The organism is Emticicia sp. BO119 (assembly GCF_013912375.1).
GTDB lineage: Bacteria > Bacteroidota > Bacteroidia > Cytophagales > Spirosomataceae > Emticicia.
On sequence record NZ_JACETV010000003.1, the window covers coordinates 171,935 to 186,339 of the forward strand.

General features: G+C 39.3%; 10 protein-coding genes. 7 read left to right on the plus strand and 3 right to left on the minus strand.

The window, feature by feature from the left end:
* The first annotated feature begins 161 nt into the window (after positions 1–161).
* From H1R81_RS12140 to H1R81_RS12160, 5 genes are all read left to right on the plus strand, one after another.
* Complete coding sequence (locus tag H1R81_RS12140; RefSeq protein WP_229251117.1) at positions 162–1,433, plus strand: HD domain-containing protein; 1,272 nt, start codon at positions 162–164, stop codon at positions 1,431–1,433.
* A 133-nt stretch (positions 1,434–1,566) separates the two neighbouring features.
* Positions 1,567–2,625 carry a UDP-3-O-(3-hydroxymyristoyl)glucosamine N-acyltransferase gene (gene lpxD / locus H1R81_RS12145; RefSeq protein WP_181840994.1) on the plus strand — a complete coding sequence of 353 codons (1,059 nt, stop codon included), beginning with the start codon at positions 1,567–1,569 and terminating at the stop codon, positions 2,623–2,625.
* Between the two features lie 33 nt (positions 2,626–2,658).
* Positions 2,659–4,050: a bifunctional UDP-3-O-[3-hydroxymyristoyl] N-acetylglucosamine deacetylase/3-hydroxyacyl-ACP dehydratase gene (locus tag H1R81_RS12150; RefSeq protein ID WP_181840995.1), complete on the plus strand. Its 1,392-nt coding sequence runs from the start codon at positions 2,659–2,661 to the stop codon at positions 4,048–4,050.
* Between the two features lie 76 nt (positions 4,051–4,126).
* Positions 4,127–4,927 carry an acyl-ACP--UDP-N-acetylglucosamine O-acyltransferase gene (gene lpxA, locus H1R81_RS12155; protein WP_181840996.1) on the plus strand — a complete coding sequence of 267 codons (801 nt, stop codon included), beginning with the start codon at positions 4,127–4,129 and terminating at the stop codon, positions 4,925–4,927.
* Complete coding sequence (locus tag H1R81_RS12160) at positions 4,917–5,537, plus strand: ABC transporter ATP-binding protein (protein WP_181840997.1); 621 nt, start codon at positions 4,917–4,919, stop codon at positions 5,535–5,537. The genes lpxA and H1R81_RS12160 overlap by 11 nt, the downstream gene beginning before the upstream one ends.
* An 89-nt stretch (positions 5,538–5,626) precedes the next feature.
* On the opposite strand, the gene queG is transcribed toward H1R81_RS12160, so the two are convergent.
* Together queG and lpxK are read right to left on the minus strand one after the other, a co-directional pair.
* On the minus strand, positions 5,627–6,559 hold the full coding sequence (gene queG / locus H1R81_RS12165; RefSeq protein ID WP_181840998.1) for a tRNA epoxyqueuosine(34) reductase QueG: 933 nt from the start codon (positions 6,557–6,559) through the stop codon (positions 5,627–5,629).
* A gap of 216 nt (positions 6,560–6,775) precedes the next feature.
* Positions 6,776–7,837 (minus strand): tetraacyldisaccharide 4'-kinase, encoded by a 1,062-nt coding sequence (gene lpxK / locus H1R81_RS12170; RefSeq protein WP_181840999.1) that lies wholly within the window; start codon positions 7,835–7,837, stop codon positions 6,776–6,778.
* 130 nt (positions 7,838–7,967) lie between these two features.
* Between lpxK and menC the strand changes: the two genes are divergently transcribed.
* Positions 7,968–9,053: an o-succinylbenzoate synthase gene (gene menC / locus H1R81_RS12175; protein WP_181841000.1), complete on the plus strand. Its 1,086-nt coding sequence runs from the start codon at positions 7,968–7,970 to the stop codon at positions 9,051–9,053.
* A gap of 104 nt (positions 9,054–9,157) precedes the next feature.
* Here menC and H1R81_RS12180 read toward each other — a convergent pair whose 3' ends face one another.
* Positions 9,158–10,666 (minus strand): McrB family protein, encoded by a 1,509-nt coding sequence (locus H1R81_RS12180; protein WP_181841001.1) that lies wholly within the window; start codon positions 10,664–10,666, stop codon positions 9,158–9,160.
* A gap of 429 nt (positions 10,667–11,095) precedes the next feature.
* Between H1R81_RS12180 and H1R81_RS12185 the strand changes: the two genes are divergently transcribed.
* Positions 11,096–14,377, plus strand: coding sequence for a SusC/RagA family TonB-linked outer membrane protein (locus H1R81_RS12185; protein WP_181841002.1), 3,282 nt, complete (start codon positions 11,096–11,098; stop codon positions 14,375–14,377).
* Positions 14,378–14,405 lie beyond the last annotated feature (28 nt).

Consider the following 14,405-nt stretch of genomic DNA (forward strand, 5'->3'; position numbering starts at 1 on the left):
GTTCTACACTTTATATTTTCGCAGGAGTTAACAGCCTTTTATATTTCTGTTTCAGAAATTTCATCAGCATTTTCAGCCTTTTCACAACCAATTACGTCTTCTTTATGTTGTTTGTGCAGAAGTAATTAATTTTTTATTAATAAATTTCACAAAATTTAAGTATGACGTTGGCTAATAACGTTACAGGCGGTTCTTCGATGACGACCAATAAACGCAAGATATTTAATGATCCGGTTTATGGATTCGTAACAATACACTCTGATTTAATTTATGATCTCATTGAGCATCCTTTTTTTCAGCGTTTACGTCGTATAAAGCAATTAGGCATGGCCGAACTGGTATATCCGGGAGCCTTGCACACGCGTTTTCATCATGCGCTGGGGGCTATGCACCTGATGCACGAGGTACTGGTAGTGCTGCAATCAAAAGGGCAGATTATTTCCGAAAGTGAGTTTGAGGCAGCACAAATAGCTATTCTGCTGCATGATATAGGCCACGGGCCATTTTCTCATGTACTTGAATACACCATTTTAGATGAAGTGCACCACGAGCACATTTCAGCTTTGCTGATGGAGAAACTTAACCGGGAGTTTAACGGGAAGCTCTCGCTGGCTCTTGAAATGTTTAATGGTACTTATGAACGTGATTTTTTCCATCAGTTAATTTCGAGCCAGCTGGATATGGACAGGCTGGATTATCTGAACCGGGATTGTTTTTTTACAGGAGTAGCAGAAGGCACTATCGGTGTCGACAGAATCATCAAGATGCTGAACGTAGTGGGAAATCAGTTGGTAGTAGAAGAAAAAGGCTTGCTGAGTGTCGAAAACTTTCTGAATGCCCGCCGCCTGATGTACTGGCAGGTATATTTACATAAAACCGCTATCTGTGCCGAAACCATGCTTATGCAAATTATCAGACGTGCCAGAGAGTTGATTAATGCAGGAGAGGCTCTATTTGCCAATCCGGCGTTTATGATTTTTTTAAAAGAAAACGTGAGTTTAAAGGCGTTTCAAAGCAATGATAAGTATCTGCAAGCGTTTACACTATTAGATGATTACGACATCTGGGCTTGTGTAAAAAACTGGCAGTTTCATTCAGATATAATTTTATCAACCATTTGCAGAGATTTACTGAACAGAAACCTGTTCAAAATCAAAATAGCTAATAAACCCATTGAACCAGCACTTATTAGTTCATTAAAACAAGCACTCATTGACAACGGCATCCCCGGGAATCAGTCAGATTATTTTATTACCGAAGGAGACGTAAGCAACAAAGGCTACGTTCGTGGTGATGAAACCATCTACATTTGCACCAAAAACAAAGAAGTAGTAGATATTGCAGATGCCTCAGATTTACCGACTATCAAGGCATTAAGCAACATCGTGAAAAAATACTATGTATGTTGGGGCAAAAATGTATATTTGCAATGATTTTGCTATGTGGTGAATTATTTTTGTACTATTCAAAGAATATTTTCGACAAAAATAATTTTGTCGACACTTTATCCTGTTAAAGTGTTATATTATCCAACGTAAGCAAAATTTAAACACGCTGAAGTATTTTATGCAATTTACGATAAAGCAAATAGCTCACTTAATCAATGGAGAGGTGCAAGGAGACGATTCCTTGACAGTCAGCAAGTTAGCTAAAATTGAACAAGGAAATACCGGCGACATTTCGTTTCTCGCCAATCAGAAATACGAGCATTTTATCTACACTACCAAGGCTTCGGCTGTCATTGTCGGCAAAGATTTTGTTCCAAAAAAGGCTATTTCTGCTTCATTGATTGTGGTTGATAACCCCTATCTTTCGTTTACCCAACTCCTTGAAGAGTATCAGAAGATTTTGAATTTTTCTAAGAAAGGAGCTGAGCAACCAGTGTTTGTAGGAACCGGTACAGAGATAGGCGAAGGGGCTTATCAGGGGGCATTTTCATATGTGGGTAACAACACCAAAATCGGTAAAAATGTGAAGATTTACCCACAGGTTTATATAGGTGACAATGTGGTGATCGGAGATAATACACTGATATATGCCGGAGTAAAAATATATAGTAATGCCATAATCGGAAGCAACTGCGTGTTTCATGCCGGAGCAGTAATCGGGAGCGATGGCTTTGGCTTTGCGCCACAGGAAGATGGAACTTACAAAACTATTCCACAGTTAGGAAATGTAGTAATAGAAGACAATGTAAGCATTGGTGCCAATACTACTATCGATTGTGCTACTATGGGTTCTACCATTATCCACCAAGGTGTAAAAATTGACAACCTGGTTCAGGTAGCACATAATGTTGAAATCGGAAAAAATACCGTAATTGCAGCTCAGACAGGAATAGCCGGCTCAACAATAGTAGGCGAAAACTGTGTACTTGCCGGACAAGTAGGAGTTGTAGGCCATATATCTATTGCGAATGGCACAAAAGTCGGTGCAAAAGCCGGTGTAAGGAAAAGCATTAAACAAGAAAATACTTCTATAACAGGCACATATGCCTTTGAGTTAAATGACTATATGCGGGCAGCTGCTGTTTTCAAAAGACTTCCTCAACTGGATAAACAAGTACGTGAATTAGAAAAACGTCTTGAAGAATTGATTAATGAAGGAGTATTTTCTGAAGCATAAGGTAGCTGAAACCGCAAAATAAGATAATTGCCAATGAACGTAAAACAACAAACCATTCAAAAGAAAGTTTCAATTACGGGCGTAGGCTTGCATACAGGCGAACAAGTATCGCTTACTATTCAACCTGCACCTATCAATCACGGATATAAGTTTCAAAGAATCGACTTAGAAAACAAGCCTATCATAGAAGCTGATGTAGACTATGTTGTAGATACCTCGAGAGGAACAGTTTTAGAGAAAGATGGCGCAAGGATACACACTACAGAACATATTTTAGCAGCCTTGGTCGGTCTTCAGATCGATAATGTACTGATACAGATTGATGGCCCCGAGATTCCGATTTTAGATGGTAGTGCCATGAAGTTTGTTGAACTGTTAGAAGAAGCAGGCGTTGAAGAACAAGCCTCATTGCGTAATTATTACGAGGTAACAGAAGCTATTCATTATCGTAACGATGAACGTAGCATTGAATTAGCCGCATTGCCCCTGAACGACTATCGCCTGACGGCGATGGTCGACTATAACTCGTCTATCCTGCACAGTCAGCATGCGCAATTGCATGCCATTGAGTTATTTAAAGAAGAAATTGCCCCTTGCCGTACTTTTGTGTTCCTTCATGAGTTAGAAACCCTGTTTAAAGCCGGACTCATTAAAGGTGGCGACATCGGCAATGCAGTGGTGATCGTAGACAAAGAGGTATCAGAAGAAGAAGTAGAAAATCTGTCAAAACTACTGAATAAACCAAAAATCAAGGTTGGACAGACGGGGATTCTGAACGATGCCCCACTGCGCTTTCCGAACGAACCGGCACGTCATAAGTTATTAGACGTGATGGGTGACTTAGCCCTTGTGGGTCGTCCGTTAAAAGCACATATTTTAGCAGCACGTCCTGGTCATAAGCCTAATATAGAGCTGGCAAAAAAAATCAAGAAACAAATGCTTGATTCGGCCAAGGGTGCACCCCAGTATGATCCAAATGCTACTCCGGTACTGGATGTAAAAGATATAGCCAAATTATTGCCGCACCGCTATCCGTTTGCCTTATTAGACAAGATTATGTACTTAGACGGCCAAACTGTGATTGGTGTTAAAAATATTACGATGAACGAACCGCAGTTTACGGGTCACTTTCCTGAAAACCCTGTAATGCCGGGTGTGCTTCAAATCGAAGCGATAGCTCAAAACGGTGGTGTGTTGGTTCTTACTTCTACCGGAAATCCCGAAGCCTACTGGCCGTATCTGGTAAGCATAGATAATTGTCGTTTCTACAGAAATGTATTGCCCGGCGATACGCTTATAATCAGATGCTCGTTACTGGCTCCTATAAAATTAGGAGTTGCCAAAATGCATGGCGATGCCTGGGTAGGCAAAAACCTTGTATGCGATGTAAATATGACCGCCCGGTTAGTAAAAAAAGCTAAATAAAGCACAACCACCTGCTAAACTATAAGCTGATTAACTTGTGGTTTAGCTTACAATACTAAGCAATAATCAAACAATTATGAATCAACCGTTAGCATTCATACATCCAGACGCCAAAATAGCTCATAACGTAGTAGTTGAGCCATTTGCTGTGATAAACAAAGATGTAGAAATTGGTGAAGGAACATGGATAGGCTCTCATGCAATAATCATGGAGGGTGCGAGAATCGGAAAAAACTGTCGTATCTTCCCAGGAGCAGTAATTTCGGCTGTTCCGCAGGATCTGAAATTTAAAGGTGAGGAAACAAAAACCATTATTGGGGATAATACCACTATCAGAGAATGTGTAACCGTTAATCGTGGAACGGTAGATAAATACCGCACGGAAATCGGCTCAAACTGCCTGATTATGGCTTATACACATATCGCCCACGATTGCCTTGTAGGTAATAATGTAATTCTTGCCAACTGCGTACAATTAGCCGGACATATCTCTGTTGGCGACTTTGCCAATATTGGCGGGATGTCGGCCGTGCAGCAATTTGTCAAAATAGGTAAGCATACCTATATCGGGGGTTGTTCGCAAATCCGTAAAGATGTGCCTCCTTATATCAAAGCTGCACGTGAGCCCCTTTCATATGCAGGAATTAATTCAGTAGGACTCAGACGCAGAGGACATTCAGACGAAAAAATAGCTGAAATACAGGATATTTACCGGTATATTTATCTCAAAGGATTAAACAACAGTGATGCCATTACACAGGTAGAGCTTGAGTTTCAGGCCTCACCGGAACGTGATGAAATTCTGAACTTTATATCCAACTCTGAAAGAGGAATCATCAAAAGTCCTGCAAAAAAAGGTTTAGAAAGTGATTATTGAGCTTGCTAATATAGGTAAGAAATACCGTAACGAATGGATTTTTCGTAACACCAGTTTATCTTTTACTGCTAAAGAAAGCTATACTTTTGTTGGCCCAAATGGTAGCGGAAAATCCACTCTTTTACAAGTTATAGCGAGTATCCTGCCCCAATCAGAAGGGCAAATTACTTATACATCAGACGGCCAGCCAATAAGTATTGATGATATTTTCAGAAAAATCGTCATTGCCGCTCCATATCTTGAATTAGTTGAAGAATTTACGTTGCTCGAAATCGTTGAGTTTCATCAGCAATTCAAACCTTTCAAAAATCAAATTTCTCCTGCGCAACTACTCGAATTCATTGAATTAACTCCTCATAAAAACAAGACAGTCAGGAATTTTTCGTCAGGCATGAAACAACGACTTAAATTAGGTCTTGCTTTTTACTCAGATTGCCCAATCATTCTATTAGACGAACCAACCTCTAATCTTGATACCCAAGCTACGAGATGGTATCTTGATCAGATAGAACAGCACACCAACGAACGCCTACTGATTATCTGTTCTAACCAGCCTCACGAATATGATTTCTGTAAAAATATTATAGATGTGAGAGATTTTAAGAGGTGAGATGGATAGTACAATTAAAACTTTTTTTACCTTAGAAATCTACCTTAACTGCTGACAGTTTCATTGGTGAAGAAGGCTGTAAATTATTCCTACTTCACAAAATCAATATTCCTCTTCAATCCATCCAACTTTGTTCTTTTCACCGCAGAGCGGCGAAAGATTTCCTGGAAGAGTTCTTCTGTTATTTCCTCCCAGTCTTTTTTGGTAAATTCTGCTAATTGTGGGTTCAATTCAAATTCAGGTGTAGTATGCGGGCGGGCAAAGGAATTCCAGGGGCAAACATCCTGACAAATATCACAGCCAAAAATCCAGTTTTCAAATTTGCCTTTTACTTCATCTGGTATCGCTTCTTTTAGCTCGATGGTATAATAACTGATGCATTTGCTGCCATCAACCACATAAGGCTCTATAATAGCATCTGTGGGGCAGGCATCTATGCAGCGTGTACATGTGCCACAATAGTCTTTTATGGCGCCATCAGGCTGTAATTCAAGGTCGCAGATAATTTCGCCAATAAAGAAAAAGCTGCCTATTTCGCGGTTAATCAGGTTGGTATGCTTTCCCATCCACCCTACTCCACTTTTTCTTGCCCATGCCTTATCCATAACCGGAGCTGAGTCAACAAATACTCTTCCATTTACCTCGCCTATTTCTTCCGAAATCATTTGCATCAAGTCCTTTAGCTTATCTTTCATCACAAAATGATAATCTTTGCCATAGGCATATTTAGAGAGTTTCAGGTCTTCTGATTTTTGTGTCAGTTGTTTTTCCGGATAATAATTCAGAATGAGAGTAATGACTGATTTTGCTCCTTCTACCAATTGGCGGGGGTCGAGGCGTTTGTCGAAGTAGTTGGCCATGTAGGCCATTTGGCCATGATAGTTTTTGTTGAGCCATGATTCCAGGCGTGGAGCTTCTTCTTCCAGAAATTCAGCCCTGGATATACCACAAAAATCAAAGCCTAATTCTCTGGCTTTGGTTTTAATCAGATTGGCATATTTTACTGAATAAGATTGAAGCATGATGCAAATATAAAGCTAATCATTCTGGTAAAGTCATATAAAGTAAGAACCTATGATTTTATAAACATTAATACCGAAGAATAACAATACAGAAGTCTCATTGTTTTCTGACATAATCTTACTTTGTCCTGGCATAATTTTCATTCAAAGTCAGGTTGTATTAATAGCTTTACAAGGGTTATGATATAAGCCTTAAGCCATCAACCGATATCGGTTTCAGCTATTTTTTGAAATAGCTTTTGTAGTTTCAGAAAGGATAAATTTATCGAAATGATTTTTATCAGAGATACTTACTGCAATCGGAACGTAAAAGAATCTATCAAGCTTCTGCTTATTCAGTAAGGGTCTGAGTTTTACCATATCTTTTTCGGTTGTAATGATTTGTTGCGAAGGATTCTGTGCATCAACTATTTGCTCAATCTCCTTTGCTGAAAAAGCAAAGTGGTCTGGGTAATCCATTACTTTGTCAATCATATATCCTTTCTTTTTCAGATATTGATGAAACACTTCCGGTTTAGCTATCGCACTTACAACTGTAACAGGCTTTTGAACACTAAAAATTATACCGGAAGCGTATGGAGTAATATCTCTATAATGAATCACAGAAAAGAAAACCGGAGTGCCTGCCATTGTATATCGGTTTATGCCTGTCTTTAACTCCTCCTTTACTGACAAAGAAATATCGTCAGGGCATTTACTGACAATTACAGCGTGAGCTCTGCCAGCACTCCGGCGAATATCTCTTAATTTACCATAAGGCGCCAGATAATCTGCATAAAAAGGTTGGTTATAATCACATAGTAACAGATTAAGATGTGGAGCTATTTTGCGGTGCTGGAAAGCATCGTCTAAAATAACTAATTCATTATCAGGAAAAATGGCTTGAGTCTGGTTTACTCCTGCTACCCTATCTTCACAGACTACCACCTTGATTTTATCCTTGAATTTCAGATAATACTGCATAGGTTCATCGCCTATTGTTTTAGCTGTGGCGGTATCATCTGCCAGAACAAAACCCTGTGTCTGTCGCTTGTAGCCTCTACTAAGAATAGTGCTTTTGTACCGATTGGCTAATAGATTAACCAGATACTCTACATGAGGTGTTTTACCGGTACCCCCTAAATTCAGATTACCCACATTAATAGTAAAAACATCAGGTCGGGTAATTTTCAACACACCATTATCATACAGCCAGTTTCTTGTATAAACCACACAAGCCATCAGAAAGGTAATCGGAAATAGGATGATTCGTAAAATAAACATCAGGAGAAACCTCATAAATACTTTAGAGATATTGTCAGATTATTAGATTTTTTACACTTTTTCATAAGAAAACAACACAAAATGACTTATCTGTGGCATAAAAAATAAAACTTTCTGTACTTTTGCAAACTTACGCATTTTTTCGATGGGGCTGAAAGCTAATTGGGTCAAACACTTACTGAAGTTTAAATTTGAGGCGGGAACTTCTCGTGGTGTTTATACCGAGAAAGAAACTTTCTATTTAAGAATTACTGACACTGAAACTCCATCAGTTTCAGGATTTGGTGAGATAGCCCCCCTGCATGGTTTAAGCATTGATTATGTACCTGATTTTGAACAGGTATTAAATAATGTATGCGACACCTTCAACAGCCTTGATTTAGAGGTTTTTCCCTGGAATCTGAACATTATTCTTTCTCAATTAATTGATGATGCCTTTCCTTCTGTCAAATTTGGTTTTGAAACGGCTCTGCTCGACTTTATGAATGGGGGTAAAAGAATAATTTTTGATAATGATTTTGCAGATGGTCGAAAAGCTATTCCTATCAATGGTCTGGTCTGGATGGGTAGCAAAGAATTTATGGTGGATCAGGTAGAAGAAAAACTGAAGGCAGGTTTTGATACATTAAAATTAAAAATCGGGGCTATAAATTTTGAAGATGAACTGAGCATTCTCTCTTCTATAAGAGAAAGATATACACCTGAACAGATAAGTCTGCGGGTAGATGCAAATGGGGCGTTTCCTGTCGAAGAAGCCAGTCAAAAACTGGCAAAATTAAATAACTATCAGCTACACAGCATAGAGCAACCCATAAAAGCGCACCAGACTGAGGCAATGGCAATTTTAAGCGAAAGTAGCCCCGTGCCTATCGCACTGGATGAAGAACTGATTGGTATAAGCGACTATGTACAAAAAATGCAGTTGCTAAAAAAAATAAAACCACAGTATATCATTCTGAAACCCACTCTTTTAGGCGGGTTACAACACTGCCGCGAGTGGATTGAAATTGCCAACAGATTACACATTGGCTGGTGGATTACCTCTGCACTTGAATCAAATATCGGCCTCAATGCCATTGCACAATTTTCTGCCGAGTATAAAAACACACTTCCACAAGGCTTAGGCACAGGTGCTTTGTATCATAATAATATAGTAAGTCCATTGACTGTAGAGAATGGTTGTCTGAGATATGATACTAAAAAGGAATGGGATTTAGATATTTTAGAATAATACTTTACGTCTCTGAGTATCAGGGAATGGGGCTGGCTCTCTCAGACACCCGATAAATCCTCCGATTAAGCTTCTCCAGAATAACGCACTCCTGAAACACTTTGTTAGAGATATATACTCTTCAATATTTCTGGACTTAGCTCCTGATTAACCATATACCGATAAGTTTCATCATCATAATTATCAAGGTTTTTTCCGAATACCTCTTTAGTTCTGATGGTTTGTCTTAAAATAATTTCCTGACCTAAAATCAAACGGATTTTCTCCCAGTCGTTATAGAAATACTCTTGCAACAACGGAATGATTTTGTTCAGAAATACCCTGATTAATTCTTCTGCTGATTCAATCTCCATAAAATAGGCATGACCAATAGTATGATTTCGATCTAAAAGAAACTCTATACGCTGGTTTAGTTTTTGAAGTAGTTTTTCTAAATCAATTCCATCGGTTTCTTTCAGCAGATAAGGCTTTGGCATTAGTTCCTGAAACTCAAATCTTCGTCTTAAAGCCAGATCTAATAAGGCAATTGAGCGGTCGGTAGTATTCATAGTACCAACGATATAAAGATTTGCCGGAACTCCGAAACACTCCTGCGAATACGGTAGTATCAAAGAGAGTTCGTTAGCTGCGCCCAGCCGTTTGTCTTTTTCAATCAACGTAATTAACTCACCGAATACCTTAGAAATATTGGCGCGGTTCAGTTCATCAATAATCAATACGTGGCTTTCAGCGTTTTTAAATTTCTTCTCCCGATTTTCCTTTTTGTCATCAATACACGCAGCAAAACTACTATATCCTGCTTTTTTCAGAGCAGCCAGGCAGGCTTTATAGAAAATACCTTTTACAACTTCATAATTTACCTGTCCCCCTCTGGTAACAGGTCTGAGTCCTTCCAGAAACTCTTCGTAACTATATGACTGATGAAAAGTTATAAACTGTACCCTCGTTTTTTGTGCAATATTTTGTGCCTCAAAGGTTTTGCCCGTACCCGGTGGGCCATAATAGACCAGATTAAGCGGAATATCTAATTTCGGTAAATAATCAGTTTCTGTTTCATTGACAGTGGTATATCTATCATTCTGAAGTAAATAAGGCGTATCGGGATTCTCAATCTCCCAGAAAAGCTCATTCCGTAGATTTTCGTCTTCTGCTATCTGATAAATATACGGATTATGTCTTTCTTTTCTGGCACTCGACACCGCCATTGCTTTTAGTTCTTCCAGACACTCTTGCCAGGCACTTCTTATTTTGGTATCCTCAATTAAATGCTTCTCTTCAAAGGGTATATGTGCGTAAAAGTAATCAGAGTTACTCAGCGCCGAGATTTCAATGGTAGTGTGTTTTGAGAATAACTGCTCATGCCGTTTACAGAAGAGCATATCAAACCATACCCCCTTTTTCCGCCGAAAATCAAGCGCAACATAGTTATTAATATTAGCTGCAATGGCCTTGTCTTTCCTGATAGAAAAGGCTATACGGGGGTCATCGATACCCAGATTTGTCACCTCTATCAATTCTTGTAAAAGTACAAAAAACCTCAAAGAAGCCTCTTTATTACCTATTTCTTGCAGTTTTTTAATAAGTAACTCTTTGTTTATAGCTGGTGTATTCATTCTTTTGGTCTATATATTTTTTTTGGTCATATCAACAATTATTTTTTTCGTCGCAACAAAATACCTTTTTCGTATTTTCCTGATTCAGGAATAAATTTGTACTTAAAATAGAATATTTATTCCAGACACAAATAAGTAAAAACAACTATACTTTTAGTGAGTAGAAAGTAAAAAATTACACATATTGTATCAGTTTCAGAATATTATTTGGCTTTTATCAACAATCAAAGAATTTAACAAATGTTTGTATTCTATTTATAATAAAGTTAAATAAATAAAGATTTTCACATTTTTTTTACATTTATTTTCTTTTTTTCTAAAAAAAATCTAAGTTTAAGCACGAATGCGGCAAATAGGTATTTACTACTTTTCTGTAAAAATAGTTATTTCTGCTGCAATCGTGTTTAATAAACCTAAACTAAACTGTTCATGAAAAAAACTCTACTTCTCAGTTTACTGGGGGTCTGGCTTGCTATTGCCTCAATGGCGCAAACAAGAAAGATTACCGGTAAAGTGACCTCTTCCGATGATGGCTCTTCACTGCCAGGCGTTTCAGTTCAAGTAAAAGGTACTGCCAAAGGTACTCAAACAGATGTAGACGGCAATTATTCTATTGAAGCTACCACTGGCGCTACCCTGGTTTTCAGTTTTGTTGGTATGAATACCTATGAAGAAAAAGTAGGTAACCAATCTGTATTAAATGTGTCTTTAGGTGGTGATACCAAACAACTATCAGAGGTTGTGGTAACTGCCATCGGTATTCAACGTGAAAAACGGGCTTTGGCGTATGCAGTATCCAACGTAAAAGCTGAGGATTTACAACAGCGCTCTGAACCTGATGCGCTTCGAGCATTAAATGGCAAAGTGCCAGGTGTGAATATTATAGCCGGAGGTGGTGCTCCCGGTCAGGCTACACGTATTACTATCCGTGGTAATAACTCATTTGCCGGAAACAACCAGCCATTATTTGTAGTAGATGGGATTCCGTTCGACAACTCAGTGAATGCCACTGACGGTTTCAACCAGAATACAGTTACTTCTAACCGTGCCTATGACATTGACCCTAACAACGTGGAGTCATTAACAGTATTGAAAGGTGCGGCAGCCTCAGCCTTGTATGGTTCTCGTGCAGCCAATGGTGTAGTAGTTATTACAACTAAAGCCGGTAGCAAAAGTGCCAAAAAAGGTTTGGAAGTAACCTATGCATCTTCTTTTTCTACTGAGAAAATCTCAACCATTCCCGATTACCAGGACACATATACACAAGGTTCAAACCAGACCTATAATGGTGGTTTTATCGGTAACTGGGGAACGGTTTTCCCTTCTGAAGTTGACCGTGTAAATCAGGCATTAGGCTTTGAGCGCTATTCAAAGGTTATTGACTCTAATTATCCGGCCGGACAAGTACCTCATCCATTGGTTGGCGTGGCATATGGTGCTGCCCGCTATACTTCTGTATTCCCTGAATTATTGGATGCCAACGGAAAACCTGTTGGTGTTGAGCTGAAACCACATGATATTATCGGAGGTTTCTTCCGTACAGGTAATGTATTCGAAAACAGTTTGAATATCTCTTCTACTGGCGATAAAACAACTATTAGTGCCGGAGCGTCCCGCATGACCAACAAAGGTATCATTCCAAACTCAACCGCCAGCCGTACTACATTAAATTTCGGTGGAAATGCTATTCTGGCTAACAAAATAACCATGAGTGGTAATGTAAACTACGTAAACACTGATCAGCAATCACCACAGTCGGGTGCAGGTTACTACGCTGATTATGGTGGACTAAGCTTTGGGGGCTCAATCTATGGTCGTTTGTTCTATCAACCTCGTAACTATGATCTGAACGGCTATCCTTTCGAAAACCCTGTTGATGGTTCAAACGTGTATTTCCGTGCCCTTGATAACCCACTCTGGACAGCCAAGTACAATCTTTACAATAGTACTGTCAATCGTGTATTTGGTAATATGGCATTGAATTATGATGTAACTCCATGGTTGAATCTGACAGCTAAAGGGGGGATAAACACTTATGCGGAAACGCGTCGTAACGTTTTCCGTCCGGGTGGTGTAAGTGTGCCGTTGGGTAATGTAACTCGCCGGGATATTACCAACACCGAAATTGATTTCACTTTTCTGGCTACGGCTACAAAAGATTTTGGTGAAAAACTTAATATGCGTCTGATGGTAGGTTATAACGCTAACCAGCGCGCCAAAAACATCAGCTATATTACGGGTAATACAGTAATTGACCCTAACCTGCCAATTATTGGTGGTACTAATGCTCAGTTTGCTTCTGAATACCGTGAGAAAAGAAGATTATACGGTTTCTTTGCAGAATATACCGCAGGCTACAACAATATATTGTTCCTGACAGCAACGGTACGCAACGACCACTCTTCTACCTTACCAAAAGAAAACAACAGTTATTTGTATCCGTCAGTAAGTGCTTCATTTATTTTCACAGAGGCCTTTAAGATACCAACCAATATTCTGAGCTTTGGTAAACTGCGTGCCAACTATGCAAAAGTGGGTAAAGATGCTGACCCTTATCAGGTATTTACTGCCTATAATCTCGGTGCTACTTACTATAACGCTTCACCTATTTCGTCAGAAAGTCTACCGACTACCCTGAACAATGCAGGTTTAAAACCGGAGTTTACAGCAGAAGTAGAGGTAGGTGCAGAATTGCAGTTCTTCAAAAACCGCATCGGTCTTGACATCGCCTATTTTGACCGTACTTCTACCGATCTGATTGTTACAGCTCGTATTCCTACTTCAACAGGGTTTGATTATAAAGCTACCAACGCCGGAAAAATAAAAAACAATGGTATTGAGATCGGTCTGAACCTTGTGCCAATAAAACTGAGCAATGGTTTTACCTGGAATTCATTTGTGGCCTTCACCCGTTTACGCTCTGAAATAGTCGATGCAGGCCCAAGCGGTGAATTATTTTTAGGTGGTACTGGTCTGTCATCAACGGGTACTATGCACCGCAATGGTTATCCTTATGGTATGATTTATGGTTCAAAAAATGCACGTGATGATGCCGGTAAACTTTTGATCAGCCCGATCAACGGTTTGCCAATTTTAAGCCCTACTTCAGATATATTGGCCAATCCTGCCCCTAAGTTTACAGTAGGCTGGACGAACACTTTTACTTATAAAGGCTTTACTTTAACGGCTCTGATGGACTATCGCCATGGAGGTAATATGTTCTCGGCAACAGCAGCCTCTTTATTATTGAGAGGCCAGTTGAAGAACTCTGAAGACCGAGAAGGTATGCGTGTGATTCCGGGTGTATTAGGAGACCCTCAAACCTACAAACCATTGTTAGATGAAAGCGGAAAAGAAATCAGAAATACGATTCCTATGACGGCCTTCCAGTATCACTTCTCAAGCGGCTTTGGTGCCTATGGTGCCGACGAAACCAATATCTATGATATTACAACCATTCGTCTTCGTGAAGTTTCTTTAGGCTATGTAATTCCTAAAGCTGCTTTAAAGAAAGTTCTTCCTTTCTTTGGTAGTGCCAGAATCTCAGCGTCAGGAAGAAACCTTTGGTTCAAAGCACCAAATATGCTTGAAGGCTTGAACTTCGACCCAGAGGTATTATCAAATTTTGCCGATTCCAACGTTCAGGGTTTCGACTTAGGTGCTGCTCCTTCTACCCGTCGTTATGGAGTTAACCTTTCAGTAACATTCTAATTCTGGGAACAACCTAAATATCAGAAAC